We start from the raw sequence: 20,969 nt of genomic DNA on the forward strand, positions 1-20,969 counted from the left end.
GCGGGCGAGTCACGAATGCGCCAGAGGAAACGCTCGTAAGGGGGGCTGTACGTCGGGCCTCGCCCGGGGCGGCGGGCGCGAGTCCGGAGAGATCGCCGCGCCGTCAGGCCGCCACGGCGACCAGCAGGGCCTCTGCGCGGCGCGCCATGGCCGAGATGCGGCCCGAACGGAGGCAGCGCTCGAGGGTGCCGTCGCTGGTCCGGTCCTTGCGCACGATCGCCGTCGCGAGGCGGCGGAGCTGGACGTGCGACGCGCGCTGGATCGCACGGGGGTCGGTCAGCAGGCGTTCGACCTCGGCCGCCTGTTGCGCGCCGTCCGACGAGGCGACCCAGTCGCTGGCCTGCACCGCCTGGACGAAATCTCGGATCACCTCCGAGCACGCCTCACTGGACGTCGCCGCCCGGCGAGCGAAAGGGGCGAGGACCGCCAGCCGGCGCCGAACCTCTCCAGCGTCGTCCGCGTCGATGCAGGCGATCAACTGTCCACCGATGTCGCAGAGCGGTTCGAGCACATCGAGAGCCTCGATCCAGGCCTGCGGGACATCCTCGTGCCCGTGGCAGGCGCCCCAGATCTGACCGGCGATGGAGGCGGTGGAGTCGCTGTCGCCGTCATGGTTCGCCGCAAGGCGCACGGCCTCTTCGAACGTGCGGGCCTTGAGCGCGGCGTAGACTCCGATGGCCAGCGCCTCGTGCCCATGCCAGCCCTGGCCCAGGGTCGGCAGCACCTGCGACGCCGGGGTGTCGTCTCCGGCCAGGGCGCGGGCCAGCCGCACCGCGGCGAGAACCTCCTCGCCCTGGTCCGCACGATCCAGCCGGGCCTCCATGCGGTCGAGCGCGGAATCGAGCGTCCCTTCGGCCACCAGATCTCGGACAAGTCCCGCCAGGGCCGCCGCGGCGAGGCGGGCCGACGGGTGTCCGTGAGTCAGGGCGGCGGCTTCCTCGCCCAGGCGGAAGGCCTGGTCCGGGTCGATCGCCGGCAGCAGGCCCAGCGGGGCGACCCGCATCACCGCGCCGCACCCCCTGGAGTCGTTGATGGGCGCATCGACCGTCCCCCGCGCTCCGGCGGCCAGGGCCGTCAGGCAGGTGCTGCCCGGCGCACGCGGAGCCCAGAGTTCGCGGTACTGGCTGAGCCCGGCGGCGTGAGAGGTCCATTCCTCGCGCTGGGTGCGGAACCACTCCAGGTAGGCCCGGCGCACACGCCCGGTGACGCGATCCTGGTGCAGCACCAGATCCTCGTCGACCGCCGCCAGCAGGCCCTCGGCGGTGAAGAGCGTCATCTGCGTGTCGTCGCTGACCGCCGTCCGTCCGCCCTGGAGCCGCGGCTCCACAAGGCCGTCGGGTCCATGCCGCTCGCGCACCTGGTCCATGGACAGGAATTCGATGGGATAGCCGAACGCGTCACCCGTCGCGCCGCCCAGCAGGCAGCCCAGAATCCGGCTCGCGACTCCGGAATCCGTCAGGTGGGCCCGCCGCGCCCGCACGTACTGCGACTGAGCCACGCTCTCGATGGCTCGCGGCCGGGCGGAACAGACCGCCGCGATGGCGTCGTCGACCGGAAGTCCCAGTTCGACAAGCAGGCGGGCCGCCACCAGTCCGGTCCGCCCGGCCCCGCTGTGGCAGTGGATCAGCACCCGGCCGCCCCCGCGCAGCGTCTGGCGCAGCCCGTGCCCGGCATAGGCCCAGATGCGGTCGAACCGCGCCGTCGGAACGCCCGCCCGCCGGAACGGCAGGTCGTAGCGCCGCGCCGCGAGCCGGGAGAGCGCCGCAGGAAGGTCTGCGCATCCCATGAGGCCATACTCGTGCGCCTCCATGAGCGAGACGATCGCATCCGGCCGGAAGGCCTCGACCACCGCCCGGTCCGCCTCAAGGCCGCCAGGGCCGCTTCCGGGGCAGGCCGACATCCCGATCACCCCGTTCGTCGCGGGGACCTGGGCGATACGAAACGCAGACGCACTGGGGGCCATCGGACATCCTGGGTTTGACACCGACACGAACCGACTTAGTGTCTGAATCACACTTATCAGCGCGAACTTAGTGTCGTCAATACACGAACATGGCCTTCACATACGCCTATCCCCATCCCGCGGTCGCCACCGACATCGCCGTCTTCACTCTGCGGCGCGGCGCGCTGCACGTGCTGCTGATCGAACGGGGCGGCGAACCTTTTCTGGGCGCGTGGGCCCTTCCCGGCGGCTTCGTCCAGCCCGAGGAGGATCTGGACGCCTGCGCACGCCGCGAACTGCAGGAAGAGACGGGGGTCGAATCGGACGTCCTGCTTCACTTCGCCAACTTCAGCGCGCCCTGCCGCGATCCGCGCGAGCGGGTGATCTCGGTCGCCTATCTGGCGCTGATGCCGTCGGACGAATTGCGGGTGGAAGGCAGTTCGGACGCCGCCCAGGCCCAATGGTTCCCGATCGGCGACCTTCCCCCGCTGGCGTTCGACCACGAGGAGATCCTGCGCCAGGCCCTGGCGAACCTCGGCGCCCGCGCCCGCGGAGTCACACTGCTCTTCGCTCTGCTGCCGCCACGTTTCACCCTGAGCCAGCTCCAGGCCGCCTACGAGGCGGTCACCGGCGAGGAGGCGGAGAAGCGCAACTTCCGCAAGATGGTCCTTGGACTGGGCTGCGTACGCGAGACCGACGACTTCGCCCACGGCAGCCACCGGCCCGCCCGGCTCTACGAAGCGGCCGCCTGACCCCCCGCAGTCGAGCTTCCCACGCTCAACCGCCCGTCGCGCGATAGGCCCGCGGGGAACGGCCCGCCGTCCGGGCGAAGAAGCGGGAGAAATACGCCGGATCGTCGAAGCCCAGGTCGTAGGCCACCTCGGCCACTGTCATGTTGGAGTAGAGCAAGGCGCGCTTGGCCTCGAGCGCCAGACGCTCCTGGATCAGTTGCAGCGGCGAAGCCTCCGCGACGGCCAGGCAGGCCACGCGAAGCCGCCTGGGCGTGACGTTGAGCGACGCGGCATAGGCCTCGACGCCGTCGCCCGACCTGTAGCGGGCTTCGATCCGCTCGCGGAAGCGAGCCACGAGATCGGCCTGGGCTCCCGGCGCCCGCCCGGCGGACTCGTCCGCCTCATGATGCACGATCCGCAATATCTCGATGAGCAGCGTGGTCAGCAGGGCCTCGACCGCCGCATCGTGTCCGATGGCCGTCCAGGACAGCTCCCGGGAGAGCCGGGTCAGCAGGCCCGAGAACAGGGCCTCGTCCTCGGCCGGGAGGCAGGCGGCGCGGGCGAAGACGCGGCTGAGGCCGGCCTCTCGCGCCGCCAGTTCGCGCAGGTATTCGTCCGAGAGGGTGAGCACCGAACCCGCCGTCTCGCTCTCGTAGGCGAAGCCATGAACCAGGGTCGAGGGGACGAGGAGAAGGCACGGCGCGCGGAACGGGATCGTTCGATCGTCCGCGAGCATCTCGCCCCCGCCTTGGGCGATGTGAAAGACGTGGCAGAGATTGGCGTGGGTGTGGGGCCGAATGTTCCAGTTTGCGGGCCGCGTCCGATCGTCGATGGGTTCCAGATGGAGGAAGCGCTCGCGAACCGCACGCGGAGGTTCGCCGTAGAGGAAAAAGCGGGGAATGGCCTTTGTGCGCATCGGGGCCGACCTCACTGCCCATCGCGCGGGGCGTGTCCGAAAAATCCAACTATTGGGCCGAACGGTCCATCGTCAACCGCCTCCGGCGGCCTGAGGATCGCGGCAAGCCGCAGGACAGAATGCGGCGTTCGAGGGAGGCGCCGATCCGCACCCGGATCGCCATCGTCGGAGCCGGACCCGCCGGTATGTTCCTGGCCCACCTGCTTCATCGGCAGGGGTTGGACTGCGTCGTCGTGGAACGGAAGGACCGGGCGCATGTGGAAGGCCGCGTCCGCGCCGGGGTCCTGGAACGCGTCACCGTAGACCTGATGACGCACCTGGGCCTGGCGGATCGACTCCGTCGTGAAGGTCTCGTCCACACCGGCGTGAACCTGGCCTGCGACGGCGGGATCTTCCGCATCGACATGGCCGAACTCACCGGCGGGGCCTCGGTGACGGTCTACGGGCAGCAGGAGGTGATGAAGGACCTGTTCGACGGGGCCGAGGCGCGCGGGATCCAGGTCGTGTTCGGCGCCGAGGACGTGGCCCTGCACGATCTCGACACCCCCGCGCCCTTCGTGACGTGGCGCAGCCAGGGGCTGGCGTTCCGCCTCGACTGCGAGGCGGTCGCGGGCTGCGACGGCTTCCACGGGGTGAGCCGCGCGAGCATTCCGGAGGACGCGATCGCCCGGTTCGAGCGCGCCTACCCCTTCGGCTGGCTGGGCGTCCTGACCGAAGCGCCGCCGTGCAGCGACGAGCTGATCTACGCCAACCACGAGCGCGGCTTCGCCCTGGCCTCGATGCGCTCGCCCACGCGCAGCCGCTACTACATCCAGTGCGGCCCGGAGGCGCGGACCGACGACTGGCCCGACGAACGCTTCTGGGACGAACTGTGCGTCCGCCTCGGGCCCGAAGCCGGAGGCCGGGTGGACCGGCGCCCCACTTTCGAGAAGAGCATCGCGCCGCTGCGCAGCTTCGTGGTCGAACCCCTGCGGCACGGCCGGCTGGTGCTGGCGGGCGACGCCGCCCACATCGTCCCCCCGACAGGCGCCAAGGGGCTCAATCTCGCCGCTTCGGACGCGATCATGCTGAGCGAAGCGCTCGCCGAAGCCCTCGGAACCGGCGACGAGACCGCCCTCGACCGATACTCCCGGCGCGCGCTGGCGCGGGTGTGGAAGGCCGAGCGCTTCTCGTGGTGGTTCACCACCCTCACCCACCGCTTTCCCGACATGGCGGGCTTCGAGCGACGGATGCAGACCGCCGAACTCGCCTACATCCGCGGCTCGCGCGCCGCCCAGACCGTCGTGGCCGAGAACTACGTCGGCCTGCCCCTGGAGTAGAGACGCATGAAGTTGATCGTGGCCGGCGAAGGCGCATTCGGCGTCAAGCACCTGGAGGCTCTGGCCGCCATCCCGGAAGCCGAGGTCGTGGGCCTGGCCGGCGGCGTGGCCGACGCCACCGAGGCCACGGCCCGCAAATTCGGCATACCCAACTGGACGCTCGACCTGGACGAAGCCCTGGCCCTCCCCGGCGTCCAGGCCGCGATCCTGGCCACGCCCACGCCGCTCCACGCCGCCCAGGCGATCCGGTGCCTCGAAGCCGGCAAGCATGTGGCCGTCGAAATCCCGATGGCCGACAACCTGGCCGACGCCGAACGGCTGGTGGAGACGGCCAGGCGCACGGGCCTCGTGGCCATGTGCGGCCACACGCGGCGGTTCAACCCCAGTCATCAGTGGGTTCACCGGCGGATCACGGCCGGAGACCTGAAGATCCAGCAGATGGACGTCCAGACGTTCTTCTTCCGGCGGAAGAACCTGAACGCCCTCGGCCAGCCGCGGAGCTGGACCGACCATCTCCTCTGGCACCACGCGGCCCACACCGTGGACCTGTTCGCCTGGCAGACCGGCGAGGAGATCAGCATCGCGCGCGCCGTCCAGGGACCGATGCATCCGGAACTGGGCATCGCCATGGACATGTCGATCCAGATGAAGGTCCCGTCGGGAGCGATCTGCACGCTGTCGCTGTCGTTCAACAACGACGGGCCGCTGGGCACGTTCTTCCGCTACATCTGCGACAATGGCACCTACATCGCCCGCTACGACGACCTCGTGGACGGCAAGGATCAGCCGATCGACGTCTCCCAGGTGGACGTCTCCATGAACGGCATCGAGCTCCAGGACCGCGAGTTTCTGGCCGCCATCCGGGAAGGCCGCGAACCCAACGGGTCCGTGGCCCAGGTGCTGCCCGCCTATCGCGCCCTCGACGCCATCGAGAAGAGCCTTCTCTAGGAGCCGTGCATGAGCCTGGTGGTCCGCAACATCCCCCGCGCCGACGCCGAGGCCGTCGACGCCCTGGCCGGGTTCGGCGTCGCCACGACCCATGAAGCCCAGGGCCGCAGGGGCCTCATGGCCTCGTACATGCGTCCGATCTATCGGCCGGCCGCCATCGCCGGGACGGCGGTGACGTGCGAGGTCGCGCCCGGCGACAACTGGATGATCCACGTGGCGGTGGAACAGTGCCGGACGGGCGACATCCTGGTCGTCGCCCCCTCGTCGCCCTGCGAGGACGGCTACTTCGGGGACCTCCTGGCCACGTCGCTGAAGGCGCGCGGCGTCCGGGGCCTGATCATCGAGGCCGGGGTGCGCGACGTGGCCACGCTGACCGAGATGGGGTTTCCGGTCTGGTCCAGGGCGATTTTCGCTCAGGGCACGGTCAAGGAGACGCTGGGCGACGTGAACCTGCCGCTCGTCTGCGGCGGCGCGCTCGTGAACCCGGGCGACGTGATCGTGGCCGACGACGACGGGGTCTGCGTGGTCCGGCGCACGGAGGCCGCGGCCGTGGTCGAGAAGGCGCGCCAGCGCGTGGCGAACGAAGACGAGAAGCGCGCCCGGTTCGAGGCGGGCGAACTGGGCCTCGACATCTACGGCATGCGCGAGAAGCTGGCCGCCAAGGGGCTGCGCTACGTGGACGAGGCGCCGTCATGACCCAGACGGCCATTCCCTGCACCGTGATGCGCGGCGGCACGTCCAAGGGCCTCTACTTCCGCGCCTCGGACCTGCCGGAAGACCGCGCGACGCGCGACGCCGTCCTCCTGGCCGCGATGGGCTCCCCCGATCCGCGCCAGATCGACGGGATGGGCGGCGCCCATCCGCTGACGAGCAAGATCGCCGTGGTGGGGCCGCCGACGCACCCCGACGCCGACGTGGACTACCTGTTCCTCCAGGCCGTGGTGGACGAAGCCCGGATCGACGACGGACAGAACTGCGGCAACCTGCTGGCCGGTGTGGGCCACTTCGCCCTCGAGGAGGGGCTGGTCGCCGCGGCGGACACGGAAACCCGTGTGCGCATCAACATGCTGAACACCGGCAGCCTCGCGGTGGCCACGATCCAGACGCCGGGCGGCCGGGTGCGCTACGACGGGCCGGCGCGGATCGACGGTGTTCCCGGAACGGCCGCGCCGGTGCCGATCGACTTCCTGGACGTGGCCGGCTCCACCTGCGGCGCCCTGCTTCCGACGGGCGCGGCGCGCGACGTGGTGGATGGGATCGAGGTGACCGCCATCGACAACGGCATGCCCGTCGTCGTGCTGCGCGCCGCCGACCTCGGCAAGACCGGCTACGAGACGCCCGAGGAGCTGGAGGCCGACACCGCGCTCAAGGCCCGCGTCGAGGCGATCCGGCTCCGGATCGGGCCCCGGATGAACCTGGGCGACGTGACGAAGAAGACCGTGCCCAAGATGTGCCTGGCGGCGCCGCCACGGGCCGGCGGCACGGTCTGCACCCGGAACTTCATCCCCCACCGCGTCCACGAGGCCATCGGCGTCTTCGGGGCGGTCAGCGTGGCCACAGCCTGCGTCCTGCCGGGCTCGGTGGCGGCCGACGTCGCGAAGGTCGCCGATCCCGGCGCCATCGAGGTGGAGCATCCCACCGGCTTCTTCACCGTGGCGATGGACGCCGTCGTCGAGGATGGGACCCTTGTGGTGCGGCGCTCCGCGCTGCTCCGCACCGCACGCCGGCTGATGCGGGGCGAGGTCTATGTGCCGGCAAGCCTGTGGGGTGGCCCATGAGGCCCTTCAAGCACGTCGCCCTCATCGGCTTCGGCGAGGTCGGCCAGACGCTGGCGCAGGATCTCGTCGGCAAGGCGACGGTCTCGGCCTGGGACATCGCCTTCGCCGATCCGGCCAGCGGCCCCAGCCGGGCGGCCGGGCGGCACGTGGTGCGGGCCGCGGCCAGCGCACGGGACGCCGTGGCCGGCGCCGCGCTGATCGTGAGCGCCGTGACGGCCGACCAGGACCTGGCCGCCGCCGAGGCCGTGGCGGCAGGCCTTCCCGAAGGCGCCTTCTTTCTCGACCTCAACTCATGTTCGCCCGGCCAGAAGGTCGCTGCGGCCGAGGTGATCGAAGCGGCGGGCGGCTGCTACGTCGAGGCCGCGGTCATGAGCCCGATCGCCCCGAAACGGATCGGTTCGCCCATGCTGCTGGGCGGTCTCCATGCCGAGGCGTTCCTCGCGCGCGGCGCGGCGCTGGGTTTCACCGGCGCGACGGTCTACGCGGAGCGGATCGGCCAGGCGGCGGCGACCAAGCTCTGCCGGTCGGTGATGATCAAGGGGATCGAAGCCCTTCTGACCGAATCCATGCTGGCGGCGCGCCACTACGGCGTCGAGCAGGTGGTGCTGGACTCGCTGTCCGACCTGCTGCCCCTGCCCGACTGGAACCGCACCGCCCACTACATGATCTCGCGCAGCCTGGAGCACGGCGCCCGCCGCGCCGAGGAGATGCGCGAAGCCGCCCGCACGGTCGAAGAGGCCGGCGTCGACGGACTGATGAGCCGCGCCACGGCCGCCCGCCAGGCCTGGGCGGCCAACCATGCCGACGCCCTGACCACAAGCCTTGCGGCGACCCTGGACGCCCTGCGCCACGACAAGATCGAGGAAGACGAGCGGTGATCATCGACTGCCACGGCCACTACACCACAGCGCCCGCGCCGCACGACGCCTGGCGCGACGCCCAGAAGACCGCCTTCAAGACTGGCGGCGACATCGATCCCGCCTATCCCGAGATCACGGACGACGAGATCCGCGAGACGATCGAGAAGAACCAGCTGCGCCTGATCCGCGAGCGCGGGGCGGACGTGACGATCTTCTCGCCGCGCGCGTCGACCATGGCCCACCACGTGGGCGACGAAGCCGTGAGCCGGGCCTGGACGCGGCGCTGCAACGACCTGATCCACCGGGTGACGACGCTGTTCCCCGAGACCTTCGTCGGCGTTTGCCAGCTTCCCCAGTCGCCGGGCGTCTCGATCGAAGGGTCCATCGCCGAACTTGAGCGCTGCATCCTCGACCTGGGCTTCGTGGGCTGCAACCTCAACCCCGATCCGTCGGGCGGACACTGGACCAGCCCGCCGCTGACCGACCGCGCCTGGTATCCCTTCTTCGAGAAGATGGTGGAACTGGACGTGCCCGCGATGATCCACGTTTCGGGTTCGTGCAACCACAACTTCCACGCCACCGGCGCCCACTACATCAACGCCGACACAACCGCCTTCATGCAGTTCCTGGAAGGCGACCTGTTCCGCGACTTCCCGAGCCTGCGTTTCATCATCCCCCACGGCGGCGGCGCCGTCCCCTACCACTGGGGCCGCTACCGGGGGCTGGCCGACATGCTGAAGCGCCCGCCGCTGCGCGAGCACGTCATGAAGAACGTCTTCTTCGACACCTGCGTCTATCACCAGCCGGGGATCGACCTGCTGTTCCGCGTCATCGACGTGGACAACATCCTGTTCGGCTCGGAGATGGTCGGCGCTGTCCGCGGGATCGATCCCGAGACCGGCCAGTACTTCGACGACACGAAGCGGTACGTCGATGCGCTGGCGATCCCCGACTCCGACAAGCACAAGGTGTTCGAACTGAACGCCCGCCGGGTCTATCCTCGCCTGGACGCCATCCTGAAGGACCAGGGCCGGTGAGCGCGCCGGCCTTCGTCATGGATTTCGGCTGGCGGGTCTGGCACCCCTCGCCGGCCAGGCCGCGCTTCATCCCGCCACCGGGGGCGGTGGACGCCCATTGTCACGTCTTCGGACCTGGCGACGTCTTTCCCTATGCGCCCAGCCGCAAGTACACGCCCTGCGACGGCGGCAAGGACGATCTGTTCGCCCTGCGCGACTTCCTGGGCTTCGAGCGCAACGTCATCGTCCAGGCCACATGCCACGGCGCCGACAACCGCGCCCTGCTGGACGCCATCGCCCATTCGAGCGGCCGCGCCCGCGGCGTGGCGACAGTGAAGCGCGACGTCACGCCCGACGAGCTGCGACAACTCCACGAGGGCGGCGTCCGTGGCGTGCGGTTCAATTTCGTCCGGCGGCTGGTCGACGCCCTGCCCCACGACGAACTGCGCGAGATCGCCGCGAAGATCGCGCCCCTGGGCTGGCATATCGTCATCTACTTCGAGGCGGCGGAACTGGCGGACCTGCAGGATTTTTTCCTCGCTCTCCCCGCCCCCCTGGTCGTGGACCACATGGGCACGCCGCGGGTGGACGACGGCGCCGACGGTCCCCTGTTCGACCGCTTCCTGGCCTTCATGGCGGCGCGCGACGACATCTGGTGCAAGGTGAGTTGCCCCGAACGGCTGTCGAAGGAAGGCCCGCCGGCCTACGCCGACGTCGTCCCGTTCGGTCGGCGGGTGGTCGAGGCGTTTCCCGACCGAGTGCTGTGGGGCACGGACTGGCCGCATCCCAATATGAAGACCCACACGCCTGACGAAGGTCAGCTCGTCGACTTCATCCCCACCATCGCCACGACGCCGGAGCTTCAGCGCAGACTGCTGGTCGACAACCCCATGCGCCTCTACTGGCCCGAGGAGACCGGCGCATGACCGGAAAACCGTATCACGACATCCCCGGCACGGTGCTGTTCGACGCCGAGCAGTCGCGGAAGGGATTCCACCTCAACCAGTTCTGCATGTCGCTGATGAAGGCGGCCAATCGCGAGGCTTTCAAGGCGGACGAGCGCGCCTACCTCGACCGATGGGCCATGAGCGAGGACCAGAAGCAGGCGGTGCTGGCCCGCGACTGGAACGGCATGATCGCCCTGGGCGGCAACATCTACTTCACCGCCAAGATCGCCGCGACCGACGGCCTCTCCTTCCGCCAGATCGCCGCCGAGATGAGCGGCATGAGCGAGGACGACTACGCCGCCATGATGCTGGCCGGCGGGCGCTCCATCGAGGGCGCGCGTTCGAAATCGGAGGAGCGCTGATGGCGCGGATCATCGGCGGCGTCGCCACGAGCCACGTGCCCGCCATCGGCGCGGCCCTCGACACCGGCAAGGCGGCGGATCCCTACTGGAAGCCCGTGTTCGCCGGCTACGAAGCCTCGAAGCGCTGGATCGCCGAGCAGAACCCCGACGTCTGCATCGTGGTGTTCAACGACCATGCCAGCGCGTTCTCGCTGGAGTTGATCCCCACCTTCGCCATCGGCTGCGCCGAGACGTTCGAGCCCGCCGACGAGGGCTGGGGCCCCCGGCCCGTGCCGGTCGTCCCTGGCCATCCCGAGCTGGCCTGGCATCTGGCCGAGCGGCTGATCCTCGACGAGTTCGACATGACGATCGTCAATCGGATGGACGTGGACCACGGATTGACCGTGCCGCTCTCGCTCCTGTTCGGCCAGCCTGACGCCTGGCCCTGCCGCGTGATCCCGCTGGCGGTCAACGTGGTGCAGTATCCGCCGCCCACCGGGCGCCGCTGCCTGAACCTGGGCCGGGCGATCCGCCGCGCCGTGGAGGCCTTTCCCGAGGATCTGAAGGTGGTGGTGTTCGGCACCGGCGGCATGAGCCACCAGCTTCAGGGGCCGCGCGCCGGCCTGATCAACCGGGCGTTCGACACCGCCTTCCTCGACCGTCTGGTCTCCGATCCCGACGGGCAGGCCGCCGTGCCGCACATCGATTATGTCCGCGAAGCCGGGTCGGAAGGGATCGAGCTGGTGATGTGGCTGGTGATGCGCGGGGCGCTGGACGCGCGGGTGCGCGAGGCCCACCGCTTCTACCACGTGCCCGCCTCCAACACCGCCGTGGGGCATCTGGTGCTGGAAAACGACTAACGACCGCGCACTCGACGCCAGTGTCTCCGAACCGGCCTTTTCGGCCGGCCTCCCCCGCGCCTAAGCTTGATCCCGCAGCGAGGAGCGCGGGCATGATCCTCATCGGCCAGTACGACAGCCCTTTCGTCCGGCGCGTCGCCGTGGCGATGCGGCTCTACGGCTTCGACTACGAGCATCGGCCGTGGTCGGTGTTCGGCGACGCGGAACGGATCGCCCGGTTCAACCCGCTGCGGCGGGTCCCGACCCTGGTCACCGACGACGGCGAGGCGTTGATCGAGAGCGCCGCGATCCTCGACTATCTCGACGAACGCGCCGGGCGGGATCACGCGTTGATCTCATCAAACGGCCCCGACCGCCGCCACGCCCTGCGGGTCTGCGCCCTGGCCACCGGCCTGGGCGACAAGGCCGTGAGCCTGGTCTACGAGCGCGTCATCCACGCGCGCGCCACGCCGGCCTGGGTGACGCGGTGTCACGACCAGATCGGTGGCGTCCTCTCGGTCCTGGAGGCCGAGCGCTCGGCCCGTCCCGGTCCCTGGTGGTTCGGCGAGCAGATCGGCCACGCCGACATCGCCCTCGGCTGCGTCCTCAGGTTCGTGCGCGAGGCGCTGCCGGAGGCCTACTCCCCGACGGGATGGCCCAGACTGTCGGCCCACGCCCAAGCCTGCGAGGCGCTGCCGGAATTCACCACCGTAGCCCAGCCATTCCACGTTACGCCACCCGGAAACTGACTCGCTCGTCAGAAACTTTGTTCGGCGACCATCAATATATCGATGCGTCACATCGGGATGGATTTTGCGACGCTTTCGTGACTCCGGCGCCACAGGCCTGGCGCCGAATAGCCGCGCACATCCGCAATCCCTTTGCCCACAACGCCTGGCTTCGCCTAGCCGCCCCTCACCGGGCAGGTCCGCACCTCCCCTCACAAGCAGGGCCGCTCCGGGGAGAACGAACTGAAATGAAAAACGGAATGCTGTTCCGCACGTCGGCGGTCGCCGTCGTGCTGGCGGGCGCCTTTGCAACCGCCGCGCAGGCCCAGGAGGAGTCGGGCCGCGAGATCGAGGAAATCGTCGTCACCGCCCAGAAGCGCGAGCAGAGCCTTCAGGACGTCCCGATCGTGGTGACGACCGTGAGCGGCGAGCTCCTCAAGGACGCCGGTGTTCGTGACATCCGCGACCTGACCGTGCTCACCCCCGGCCTGACCGTGACCTCCACGTCCAACGAGACCGTCGTGACCGCGCGCGTGCGCGGCGTCGGCACCGTCGGCGACAACCCCGGTCTGGAATCCTCGGTCGGCGTGGTGATCGACGGCGTCTACCGCCCCCGCAACGGCGTGTCGTTCGGCGACCTGGGCCAGGTGAGCCGGATCGAGGTGCTGAAGGGCCCGCAGGGCACCCTGTTCGGCAAGAACACCTCGGCGGGCGTCATCAACGTCATCACCGCCGGCCCGACCCGCGACTTCCAGGCTGAGGGCGAAGCCACCTACGGCAACTACGACCAGTGGGGCCTGACAGGGTCTGTCTCGGGTCCGCTCTCGGACGTCGCGGCCGGCCACCTGTTCGTCGGCGCGCGTCAGCGCGACGGCTACCAGAAGATCGTCACCGGCCCCGGTCCGCGCACCGAGCGCCGCGACAACGACCAGGACTTCTGGACTGTCCGCGGCCAGCTCCTGCTGACCCCCATCGATCAGGTGGACATCCGCATCATCGCCGATTTCACCAAGCGCAATGAAAGCTGCTGCGTCGGCACCCAGCTCTTCGTGGGTCAGGCGGCCAACAGCCGCGCCAACTTCATCAACGCTGTCCGTCCGGGCTCCCTGGACACGACCTCCACCCCGTTCGACCGCCAGGGCTACGCCAACCGGCCGACCGACCAGGACGTCGAGGACAAGGGCGTCTCGGCCGAGATCAACTGGGACCTGGGTTCGGGCCTGAAGCTGACCTCGATCACCGCCATCCGCAACTGGCGCACCGAGACGGGGCAGGACTCCGACTTCACCGCCGCGGACCTCGTGTATCGTCCTGCGGGCGGCGACAATTTCGTCGAGTTCGGCCAGCTCAGCCAGGAAGTGCGGCTGGCGGGCGATGCCTATGACGGCCGCTTCAACTGGCTGGTCGGCGCGTTCTACGCCAACGAGGATCTGAAAAGCCGTTCGGTCCTGAACTACGGCACGGACTACTACGCCTACTTCGCCGGTCGCGTGCTGAGCGGCGTCCCGGCCCTCATCGGACTCACGCCGGGCACGATCTTCCAGGCCGGCAACGGCTCGGACGATCGCTACACGCAATCGAGCGAAACCGTCGCCCTGTTCACGAACAACAGCTTCGCGATCACCGACCAGCTCGAACTGACGGTGGGCCTGCGCTTCACCCGCGACGAGAAGAAGCTGTTCAGCCGCTATACGACCACCGGCGCGTCCTGCGACCAGGCCGAGGCGGCGTTCGGTTCGCTGGCCGGTCTCGTCGGCCAGGCGACGGCGACCACGATCGTGGGCGGCCTCTGCCTCAACGCCCAGAACAACGACTTCGACGAACTGGGCACGTACCGCCAGAAGCGCACCGAGGAAGAGTTCTCGGGCACGGCCAAACTGGCCTATCGCTGGAACCGCGACCTGATGACCTATGCGTCGTACTCGCGCGGCTACAAGGCGGGCGGCTTCAACCTCGACCGCGAACAGCAGATTCTGGTGACGGCGACGGGGCCGAACTTCACGGCGGACCCGGACACCTCTTTCCGGGGCGAATTCGTGGACAGCTATGAGCTGGGCGCCAAGACGAGCTGGTTCAACCGGACCCTGATGCTCAACGTCGCGGCCTTCTATCAGAAGTTCACCGACTTCCAGCTCAACACCTTCGTCGGCACGGCCTTCGTGGTCGAGACCCTGCCGGAGGTGGTGTCCAAGGGTGTCGATCTCGACTTCATCTACCTGCCGCCGATCGACGGCCTGACGCTCCAGGGCGGCGTGACCTACGCCGAGACCGAGATCCAGCCGTTCACGGCCGCGGACCTGCTGAACCCCACCCGGTTCAACAGCCTGCGCCGTCTGCCCGGCGCCCAACTGTCGTTCGCGCCCCTGTGGTCGGCCTCGCTGGCGGGCAGCTATGAGCGCGAACTGGGCAATGGCCTGAAGTTCAAGGCCAACCTCTCGGGCAAGTACACCTCGCGCTACAACACCGGCTCGGATCTGCACCCGTCCAAGGTCCAGGACGAGATGGTGCTGGTGAACGGCCGCGTGGGCATCGGCGCCGACGACGACCGCTGGACCGTCGAGTTCTGGTCGAACAACCTGTTCGACAAGGACTACGTCCAGGTGGGCTTCAACGGCCCGTTCCAGGTCGACGAGAACAACGACTCGATCAGCGTGTACGACGCGTTCCTGGGCGCTCCGCGCACCTACGGCGTGACCCTGCGCCTGAAGTACTGATCGCGACCTTGAAGTCGTAGCGACGGGAGGGGCGGCTCGGGGAGACCCGGGCCGCCCCTCTGCATTTCCGGATCAGTACCGCTTCGTCGTCGTCATCGGCGCGTCTGGGGCCGGCGACGCGGGCGGCGTGTAGGCCGGCAACGGATCGGGTTGCGGGGGCGCCGGTTCGGGCCCGGGCGCGGGCGGCAGATCCAGGACCCGCGCGCTCACCCCCGGAGCGTCCCGGGCGGCCTCGCCCTGAGGCGTCGGCGCGGGACGTTCCGGCTGGCGCGCCTTCGCCACGACGACCTGCGAGGGCGCCTGGAGCGACGACCGAGGCTGGGGCGGAACAGGCGGTGTCCCGGAAGGTGGAGCTGCCGGCCCCGGCGCAGCGGCGACATTCGAGCTCCCTCGATCGGCCGACGCGACGACGGGCGGCGCCGCGCCGCCGAAGCTTTCGGGCGGCGACGAGCCGGCTCCGGCCGGGCCTGTCGAGGATGGATCCGTCGCGGACGGCGCGGGGGTCGAGGTCTCCACAGGGCCGGCAGATCTTTCGGGAGCCGTCGACCGCCCGCCCAGGATGACGGCGCCCAGAACGGCGACGCCGCCGATGCCCGCCGCAACCGCCGTCACCGCGACCACCCCCGACCGCGGCCGACGCCCGACCTCCGCACGGCGGGGCGACACGACCGGCATGACGTCCTCGGCCGACTCGGGCCTGGCGCCCACCGGGGATGCAGCCTCGGGACGGAGCGCGGGCACGGGCGCGGGCGCGACGGAGACGGGTTCGATGGCCCGTAGCGGCGGCGGCACGGCGACACGCCGCCGAGGTTCGGGCGGCGGCGCCTGCGACTGAGACGTGGGGCTCGCGAACGACGGGCGAACGAACGCAGGTTGGATCGTCTCGGGTCCGACGGCCGGCCGAACCACCGCCGGTTGGATCTGGGCGGATGCGACCGGCGCGGGCGTCGCCGGCGGCGTCGAATCCTCAAGGGGCCGGACGAACACCGGCGTCAGTCGCTGGACTGCGGCCGCCGGTGCGGCGGGACGCTCCGGCTGCGCCGGCTCCGCGCCCGAAACCTGCGACTCGTCCACGGGCGCCCCAGGGGTGCGCGGCAGCGCGCCGACGCGAAACGGCGCCTGGGGCATCTTCGGCCACGCGCTGTTGCGGGCGTAGGGGTTGTCGTCGGCGTCCGATGCCATGACGGGAGCCTTCCCTTCGAGTTGGTCAGCACTATGACAGCAGTCGGCGACGATGCATCGCGGCCAGGACCAGATCGTAGGGGATCGCCACCGCCTCGCGCAGCGCCATCGCGACCCGATGACCCGCATCGCCGCGCGATCCCGGTTGCGGCCCCGCTCGGCTGCGCACCCCGAGGACGGTCAGCAGGAGGCGAATTCGCGGAAGGTGGTAGGCGTCGCTGCAGGCGACGACGAGCGGCGCGCCTTCGGCTCGCGCGGCTCGGGCGGCGGCGGCGACATTCTGCAACGTGTCCAGGCTGGCCTCGTCCATCAGGAGGCGGGCCGACGCCACGCCCCGGCGCGACAGCTGGTCCGCCATGACCGCAGCTTCGCTGGGCCCCCTGGGCCCCGGACCTCCCGAACAGAGCACACGTGAAGCGGGAAACGCGGCCGCCGCCGCCGCGCCGTACCGGATCCGGCGGGCGAGCGCGGGCGACGGCGACCCGTCGGCTCGCACGGCCGCACCGAAGATCACGATGAGGGGCGGCGCGTCCACCCGGCGACGATGAGCCGACGCGCCTAGCCGTTCAACGGCGGATGATAGTGCTCGATCAGGTCCAGCCGTTCCGCCTCGCGGACAGCCCGCGTGACGTTGAGCCGGGTCAGCACGGTGGCGTTGGCGTATTTCCGCCGCGCCTTCTCCAGGTCGCCCCGCCAGCTCTGGCTCGCGAGGTTGTCGGTTTCGCCCGCATAGACCACCGTCGGCCCGTCCTCGGTGAGTTCGGCGATCACGTAGTTCGCCCCCGCCGGCGGCAGGAACCGATCCTCGTCCAGCGCGGAATAGCGGTAGCGGGCGCCCGAGGCGCCGGCGAAATCGATCTGCTGGGTCACGTCGCTCTCTCCACTCCAACGCAAGCGAGTCGGTTCGGGCCTGATCCCGCGATGCTTACCCGCCGGACTTGGACCAAAACTTGACTGAGCGTGGCCGTAAGGTGCTCCGCCTGTGGATACGAGAGTTTTACGGAACAGCCTTCGCCTTACAGACGTTGGGGTCCCATGCGCCTCGCAGGCGTTCGGGAGAGGCAGAGGAGCAGAAACGCGGCGCGGCGGGCTGGACAGCTTGGCCGGACACCGTGACAAACGGCCACATGGAGACGCCCGCCGACTTCCAGTTGCAGGAGGCCGCCGACCGGCTGACGGCAGAACTCACCGGCGACTGGACCACCGCCCAGCTCGGCGAGTCCGGTCGACGTCTCGCCGACGCCGTCAGCGGCCGACCGGATGTGACCCTCGACCTGAAGGGCGTGGGGCGGATGGACACCGCCGGCGCCTTCGCCATCATCCGCGCCCTGGGCGACACCTTCAGCCTCGAGGCGGCGACCGGCCGCCGCGAGACGCTGCGCCTGCTCGAACTGGTCGAGAGCGCCACCCACGTCCAGCCGGTGATCCGCCGGGAGCCGCGCGGCTTCCACGGCATGGTGATCCGCATCGGCAAGGGGACGACCGACCTCCTGGCCGAGTTCCTCGACACCATGGCCTTCTTCGGCCACCTCACGGTGGCCCTCGGCCGGATGGTTCGGCGCGTGTTCACCGATCCAAGACGCATCCGGTGGGCGCCGATCTTCACCCAGATGGAGCGCGCCGGCCTCGACGCGATCCCCATCGTGGCCCTCACGACCTTCTTCATCGGCGCGGTGGTGGCCCTGCTGGGCGTGAACATGCTGCGCCAGTTCGGCGCGGAGGTCTTCGTGGTCGAACTGATCGGCGTGGCGGTGCTGCGCGAGTTCAACATCGTCATCACCGCCGTCCTGCTCGCCGGGCGCTCGGCTTCGGCGTTCGCCGCCGAACTGGGCTCGATGAAGATGCAGCAGGAGGTCGACGCCATGCAGGTTATGGGCGTCGATCCGTTCGACGCGCTGGTCCTGCCCAGGTTCATGGCCCTGCTGATCACCATTCCTCTGCTGACGTTCGTGGCGACGCTGGCCGGTCTGGCCGGCGGCCTCATGGTGAGCTGGACGACGCTCGATCTGGGGCCCACCTTCTTCCTCCAGCGGATCGTCGACAATGTCGGACCCACGCACTTCTACATCGCCCTGTCCAAGGCGCCCGTGATGGCGGGCGTCGTGGCCGGCATCGGTTGCCGCCAGGGCCTTCTGGTGGGTGGCGACGTCCAGTCCCTCGGCCGACGCGTGACGGGCGCGGTCGTCCACGCGATCTTCGCCATCATCATGCTCGATGCGGCCTTCGCGCTGCTCTACATGCAGCTCGACGTATGACCGACGTCCCCGCCTCCGCCCGGCCCGCGCCCGAAAGGCCCGACGCCGATGTCCTCGACCGGGACGGCCCCGCAATCGAGGTCCGTGGCCTGCGTACGCAATTCGGCGATCATGTCGTGCACGAAGACCTCGATCTCACCGTCCGGCGGGGCGAGATCCTGGGCGTCGTCGGCGGATCGGGTACGGGCAAGTCGGTGCTTCTCAACACCATCATCGGACTCCGCAGCCCCAATGCGGGAACCGTCACCGTGCTCGGACAGGAGCTTCAGAGGGCTTCGCGCCGGCGTTGGAGCGCTCTGGAGCGGTCGTGGGGCGTGTTGTTCCAGGGCGGAGCGCTTTTCTCGAACCTCACGGTGCGCGAGAACGTTACGGCCCCCATGTTCGAGCACAGCCGCCTGTCCCGCCGCGAGGCCGACGAACTGGCGGACCTGAAGATCGCGATGGTGGGCCTGCGCCCCGAGGCCGGATCGCTGAAGCCGGCCGAACTGTCGGGCGGGATGAAGAAGCGCGCCGGTCTGGCCCGGGCCCTGGCCCTCGACCCCGAGCTGTTGTTCCTGGACGAGCCGACCTCGGGGCTCGACCCCATCGGCGCAGCGGCCTTCGACGAACTCACGCGGGACCTGTCGAACAGCCTGGGCCTGACAGTCTTCATGATCACCCACGACCTGGACTCGCTCTACGCGATCACCGACCGCGTTGCGGTGCTCGCCGACCGCAAGGTGGTGGCGACCGCCCCCGTCGGCGAGCTGGAGTCGTCCGACCATCCGTGGATCCGCGAATACTTCCTGGGACCGCGGGGCCGCGCCGCCCGCAGCGCCCGGAACGAGAGGGCCTGATGGAAAAGAACGCCAACTACACCCTGGTGGGGCTCTCGACCCTCATCCTGATCTTCGCCGTCGCGATCTTCATCGTCTGGCTGGCGCGCCTCAGCTTCGCGCGCGACTTCCAGCTGTACGACATCGTCTTCAAGGGGCCCGTCCGGGGACTGAACCAGGGCGGCGAAGTCCACTTCAACGGCATCAAGGTGGGCGAGGTCATCACCATCGCCCTGGACAAGACCAATCCGAGCAACGTGATCGCACGGGTCCGGGTGACGGACGATGTGCCTGTGCGCGCCGACTCGTTCGCCACGCTGGAGCCCCAGGGGATCACGGGCCTGAACTATGTGCAGATCACCTCTGGCACGAGTTCCCAGCCGCTCCTGGAGGACGCGGCGCGGGCCTGGTGCGAGCGCGAGGGCGTACGGCCGTGCATTCCCGTGATCCGCAGCCAGCGCAGCACTCTGTCCGACCTGCTCGAAGGCGGGGGCACCGTGCTGACCCGCACGATCGAGGCGCTTGACCGCGTCAACCGCGTCCTCTCGGACCAGAACATCAAGACGCTGTCGACCGTCATTTCCGACACCCAGGCCGTAACCGCCGAACTTCGCGAACGCCGCGCCATCATCGCCGACGCTCAGTCGGCGCTGCAGCGCATGGAAGAGGCCACCGCCGAGATCGCCGCCCTGTCGAAGACGACCCGCGAGGTCGTCGACGGCGACGGCCGCCGCGCGATCCGCAACCTGGCCGACGCCGCACAGGAAGGCCGCGCGGTGGCCGCCGACGCGCGCGCCATGCTGTCGCGCCTCGACGGCCCGACAACCGACTTCGCCACCCACGGCCTGCCGCAGGTGACCCAGGCCGTCATCCAGCTCCAGAGCACGGCCGAAGCCCTCGAACGCCTGGTCAACGATATCCAGTCCAGCCCGACGGGCGCCCTGACCAAGCCCACCGCCAACGAGGTGAAGGTGCCCCAATGACCCGCCTGTTCCGCATCCTACCCCTCGCGGTCGTCATGACGGCGGCGCTTTCGGTCTCGGCCTGCATCTCGCTCGTGCCCAAGAGCAAGCCGGTGAACCTCTACAGGTTCGGCCAGCCGCTCTCCGGGGCGGCCCTCGAAACGCCGACAGGCGCCGTGGGCGTCTTCCGGACGAACGGCGCCTTCCCGCGCGAGGCGGGCGGCGACCGGATCCTCACCATCACGGGGGGCAAGGCCGCCTATGTCGCCGAGACCCGTTGGGTCGCGCCGGCCGCCGCCCTGTGGGACGCCGCGGTGGTGGCGGCGTTCGACGCCGATCCCGGCCCGACACGGCTGGTCGCCCGCGGCGAGACTGCCGCCGCCGACTACATCCTGCGTCTCGATGTCCGCAACTTCGAGACGCGCTACGACCACGGCGCCAAGGCGGCGCCCACGGTCGTCGTGCGCGTTCGCGCAGCCCTCGTCGGCAAGGGCGAGCGGCAGGCCATCAGCGAGCGGCTGTTCGAGAGCCGCGCCGAGGCTTCGGACAACCGCGTGACGGCCATCGTCCCGGCCTACGACCGCGCGGTCGCCGACATGCTCGGGCAGATCGTCGCCTGGACCAACGAGACCGCGAAGCCGCCCCAGGACCCGGGCCGTCCCGCCACCTGACGCGT

Annotated in this window: 21 protein-coding genes; 16 read left to right on the plus strand and 5 right to left on the minus strand. The window is 69.8% G+C overall.

All coding sequences use genetic code 11. The features are described from left to right. Nucleotides 1-103: 103 nt before the first annotated feature. The gene (locus ABS78_RS01665; RefSeq protein WP_293374233.1) at nt 104-1,963 is read right to left on the minus strand and encodes an ADP-ribosylglycohydrolase family protein; all 1,860 of its coding nucleotides are present in this window, start codon (nt 1,961-1,963) and stop codon (nt 104-106) included. Between the two features lie 89 nt (nt 1,964-2,052). On the opposite strand from ABS78_RS01665, the gene ABS78_RS01670 reads away from it, so the two are divergent. After that, the gene (locus tag ABS78_RS01670) at nt 2,053-2,694 is read left to right on the plus strand and encodes an NUDIX domain-containing protein (protein WP_293374235.1); all 642 of its coding nucleotides are present in this window, start codon (nt 2,053-2,055) and stop codon (nt 2,692-2,694) included. Nucleotides 2,695-2,719: 25 nt separating this feature from the next. Here ABS78_RS01670 and ABS78_RS01675 read toward each other — a convergent pair whose 3' ends face one another. Next, entirely contained in the window at nt 2,720-3,589 is an 870-nt protein-coding gene (locus tag ABS78_RS01675) for a helix-turn-helix domain-containing protein (RefSeq protein WP_293374237.1), read from the minus strand. A 143-nt stretch (nt 3,590-3,732) separates the two neighbouring features. Between ABS78_RS01675 and pobA the strand changes: the two genes are divergently transcribed. The 11 genes from pobA to ABS78_RS01730 all read left to right on the plus strand — a co-directional run bounded on the left by pobA (nt 3,733) and on the right by ABS78_RS01730 (nt 15,079). Then, entirely contained in the window at nt 3,733-4,908 is a 1,176-nt protein-coding gene (gene pobA / locus ABS78_RS01680; RefSeq protein WP_293374467.1) for a 4-hydroxybenzoate 3-monooxygenase, read from the plus strand. Nucleotides 4,909-4,914: 6 nt separating this feature from the next. Continuing rightward, nucleotides 4,915-5,856: a Gfo/Idh/MocA family oxidoreductase gene (locus tag ABS78_RS01685; RefSeq protein ID WP_293374239.1), complete on the plus strand. Its 942-nt coding sequence runs from the start codon at nt 4,915-4,917 to the stop codon at nt 5,854-5,856. Nucleotides 5,857-5,865: 9 nt separating this feature from the next. Continuing rightward, complete coding sequence (locus tag ABS78_RS01690; protein ID WP_293374241.1) at nt 5,866-6,552, plus strand: 4-carboxy-4-hydroxy-2-oxoadipate aldolase/oxaloacetate decarboxylase; 687 nt, start codon at nt 5,866-5,868, stop codon at nt 6,550-6,552. After that, nucleotides 6,549-7,634, plus strand: a complete 1,086-nt coding sequence (locus tag ABS78_RS01695) for a 4-oxalomesaconate tautomerase (protein ID WP_293374243.1) — start codon at nt 6,549-6,551, stop codon at nt 7,632-7,634. Before ABS78_RS01690 ends, ABS78_RS01695 begins: the two co-directional genes overlap by 4 nt. Then, nucleotides 7,631-8,512, plus strand: a complete 882-nt coding sequence (locus ABS78_RS01700; protein WP_293374245.1) for a DUF1932 domain-containing protein — start codon at nt 7,631-7,633, stop codon at nt 8,510-8,512. Before ABS78_RS01695 ends, ABS78_RS01700 begins: the two co-directional genes overlap by 4 nt. Further along, complete coding sequence (locus ABS78_RS01705) at nt 8,509-9,531, plus strand: amidohydrolase family protein (protein ID WP_293374247.1); 1,023 nt, start codon at nt 8,509-8,511, stop codon at nt 9,529-9,531. The genes ABS78_RS01700 and ABS78_RS01705 overlap by 4 nt, the downstream gene beginning before the upstream one ends. Beyond that, on the plus strand, nt 9,528-10,436 hold the full coding sequence (locus ABS78_RS01710; protein ID WP_293374249.1) for an amidohydrolase family protein: 909 nt from the start codon (nt 9,528-9,530) through the stop codon (nt 10,434-10,436). The genes ABS78_RS01705 and ABS78_RS01710 overlap by 4 nt, the downstream gene beginning before the upstream one ends. After that, nucleotides 10,433-10,819: a protocatechuate 4,5-dioxygenase subunit alpha gene (ligA, locus tag ABS78_RS01715; protein ID WP_293374251.1), complete on the plus strand. Its 387-nt coding sequence runs from the start codon at nt 10,433-10,435 to the stop codon at nt 10,817-10,819. Before ABS78_RS01710 ends, ligA begins: the two co-directional genes overlap by 4 nt. Continuing rightward, the gene (locus ABS78_RS01720) at nt 10,819-11,658 is read left to right on the plus strand and encodes a class III extradiol dioxygenase subunit beta (protein WP_293374253.1); all 840 of its coding nucleotides are present in this window, start codon (nt 10,819-10,821) and stop codon (nt 11,656-11,658) included. The genes ligA and ABS78_RS01720 overlap by 1 nt, the downstream gene beginning before the upstream one ends. Nucleotides 11,659-11,750: 92 nt before the next feature. Continuing rightward, nucleotides 11,751-12,386 carry a glutathione S-transferase family protein gene (locus tag ABS78_RS01725; protein WP_293374255.1) on the plus strand — a complete coding sequence of 212 codons (636 nt, stop codon included), beginning with the start codon at nt 11,751-11,753 and terminating at the stop codon, nt 12,384-12,386. Between the two features lie 227 nt (nt 12,387-12,613). After that, the gene (locus ABS78_RS01730; protein ID WP_293374257.1) at nt 12,614-15,079 is read left to right on the plus strand and encodes a TonB-dependent receptor; all 2,466 of its coding nucleotides are present in this window, start codon (nt 12,614-12,616) and stop codon (nt 15,077-15,079) included. A 72-nt stretch (nt 15,080-15,151) separates the two neighbouring features. Here ABS78_RS01730 and ABS78_RS01735 read toward each other — a convergent pair whose 3' ends face one another. Genes ABS78_RS01735 through ABS78_RS01745 form a run of 3 tightly spaced genes read right to left on the minus strand, consistent with a single transcriptional unit; the run spans nt 15,152 to nt 17,131 of the window. Continuing rightward, entirely contained in the window at nt 15,152-16,261 is a 1,110-nt protein-coding gene (locus tag ABS78_RS01735) for a hypothetical protein (RefSeq protein WP_293374259.1), read from the minus strand. A gap of 31 nt (nt 16,262-16,292) precedes the next feature. Beyond that, a complete protein-coding gene (locus tag ABS78_RS01740; RefSeq protein ID WP_363082473.1) occupies nt 16,293-16,796 on the minus strand; it encodes a YdcF family protein in 504 nt (167 codons plus the stop codon). 23 nt (nt 16,797-16,819) lie between these two features. Then, nucleotides 16,820-17,131 (minus strand): hypothetical protein, encoded by a 312-nt coding sequence (locus tag ABS78_RS01745; RefSeq protein WP_293374261.1) that lies wholly within the window; start codon nt 17,129-17,131, stop codon nt 16,820-16,822. Between the two features lie 257 nt (nt 17,132-17,388). Between ABS78_RS01745 and ABS78_RS01750 the strand changes: the two genes are divergently transcribed. Genes ABS78_RS01750 through ABS78_RS01765 form a run of 4 tightly spaced genes read left to right on the plus strand, consistent with a single transcriptional unit; the run spans nt 17,389 to nt 20,964 of the window. Further along, a complete protein-coding gene (locus ABS78_RS01750) occupies nt 17,389-18,516 on the plus strand; it encodes an ABC transporter permease (protein ID WP_293374263.1) in 1,128 nt (375 codons plus the stop codon). After that, a complete protein-coding gene (locus tag ABS78_RS01755) occupies nt 18,513-19,352 on the plus strand; it encodes an ABC transporter ATP-binding protein (protein WP_293374265.1) in 840 nt (279 codons plus the stop codon). The genes ABS78_RS01750 and ABS78_RS01755 overlap by 4 nt, the downstream gene beginning before the upstream one ends. Beyond that, complete coding sequence (locus ABS78_RS01760; protein ID WP_293374267.1) at nt 19,352-20,314, plus strand: MlaD family protein; 963 nt, start codon at nt 19,352-19,354, stop codon at nt 20,312-20,314. The genes ABS78_RS01755 and ABS78_RS01760 overlap by 1 nt, the downstream gene beginning before the upstream one ends. Next, nucleotides 20,311-20,964 carry an ABC-type transport auxiliary lipoprotein family protein gene (locus tag ABS78_RS01765; RefSeq protein WP_293374269.1) on the plus strand — a complete coding sequence of 218 codons (654 nt, stop codon included), beginning with the start codon at nt 20,311-20,313 and terminating at the stop codon, nt 20,962-20,964. Before ABS78_RS01760 ends, ABS78_RS01765 begins: the two co-directional genes overlap by 4 nt. The last annotated feature ends 5 nt before the right edge of the window (nt 20,965-20,969 follow it).

Origin of the sequence: Phenylobacterium sp. SCN 70-31, assembly GCF_001724605.1 — a bacterium.
Classification (GTDB): Bacteria; Pseudomonadota; Alphaproteobacteria; order Caulobacterales; family Caulobacteraceae; genus Phenylobacterium.

Excerpts from the sequence above, each read along its gene's own strand:
- ABS78_RS01665 (WP_293374233.1), bottom strand. The coding sequence starts at position 1,963 with ATGGCCCCCAGTGCGTCTGCGTTTCGTATCGCCCAGGTCCCCGCGACG.
- ABS78_RS01755 (WP_293374265.1), top strand. The coding sequence starts at position 18,513 with ATGACCGACGTCCCCGCCTCCGCCCGGCCCGCGCCCGAAAGGCCCGAC.
- ABS78_RS01700 (WP_293374245.1), top strand. The coding sequence starts at position 7,631 with ATGAGGCCCTTCAAGCACGTCGCCCTCATCGGCTTCGGCGAGGTCGGC.
- ABS78_RS01670 (WP_293374235.1), top strand. The coding sequence starts at position 2,053 with ATGGCCTTCACATACGCCTATCCCCATCCCGCGGTCGCCACCGACATC.
- ABS78_RS01735 (WP_293374259.1), bottom strand. The coding sequence starts at position 16,261 with ATGGCATCGGACGCCGACGACAACCCCTACGCCCGCAACAGCGCGTGG.
- ligA (WP_293374251.1), top strand. The coding sequence starts at position 10,433 with ATGACCGGAAAACCGTATCACGACATCCCCGGCACGGTGCTGTTCGAC.
- ABS78_RS01725 (WP_293374255.1), top strand. The coding sequence starts at position 11,751 with ATGATCCTCATCGGCCAGTACGACAGCCCTTTCGTCCGGCGCGTCGCC.
- ABS78_RS01765 (WP_293374269.1), top strand. The coding sequence starts at position 20,311 with ATGACCCGCCTGTTCCGCATCCTACCCCTCGCGGTCGTCATGACGGCG.
- ABS78_RS01690 (WP_293374241.1), top strand. The coding sequence starts at position 5,866 with ATGAGCCTGGTGGTCCGCAACATCCCCCGCGCCGACGCCGAGGCCGTC.
- ABS78_RS01760 (WP_293374267.1), top strand. The coding sequence starts at position 19,352 with ATGGAAAAGAACGCCAACTACACCCTGGTGGGGCTCTCGACCCTCATC.
- ABS78_RS01685 (WP_293374239.1), top strand. The coding sequence starts at position 4,915 with ATGAAGTTGATCGTGGCCGGCGAAGGCGCATTCGGCGTCAAGCACCTG.
- ABS78_RS01750 (WP_293374263.1), top strand. The coding sequence starts at position 17,389 with ATGGAGACGCCCGCCGACTTCCAGTTGCAGGAGGCCGCCGACCGGCTG.
- ABS78_RS01675 (WP_293374237.1), bottom strand. The coding sequence starts at position 3,589 with ATGCGCACAAAGGCCATTCCCCGCTTTTTCCTCTACGGCGAACCTCCG.
- ABS78_RS01730 (WP_293374257.1), top strand. The coding sequence starts at position 12,614 with ATGAAAAACGGAATGCTGTTCCGCACGTCGGCGGTCGCCGTCGTGCTG.
- ABS78_RS01720 (WP_293374253.1), top strand. The coding sequence starts at position 10,819 with ATGGCGCGGATCATCGGCGGCGTCGCCACGAGCCACGTGCCCGCCATC.
- ABS78_RS01695 (WP_293374243.1), top strand. The coding sequence starts at position 6,549 with ATGACCCAGACGGCCATTCCCTGCACCGTGATGCGCGGCGGCACGTCC.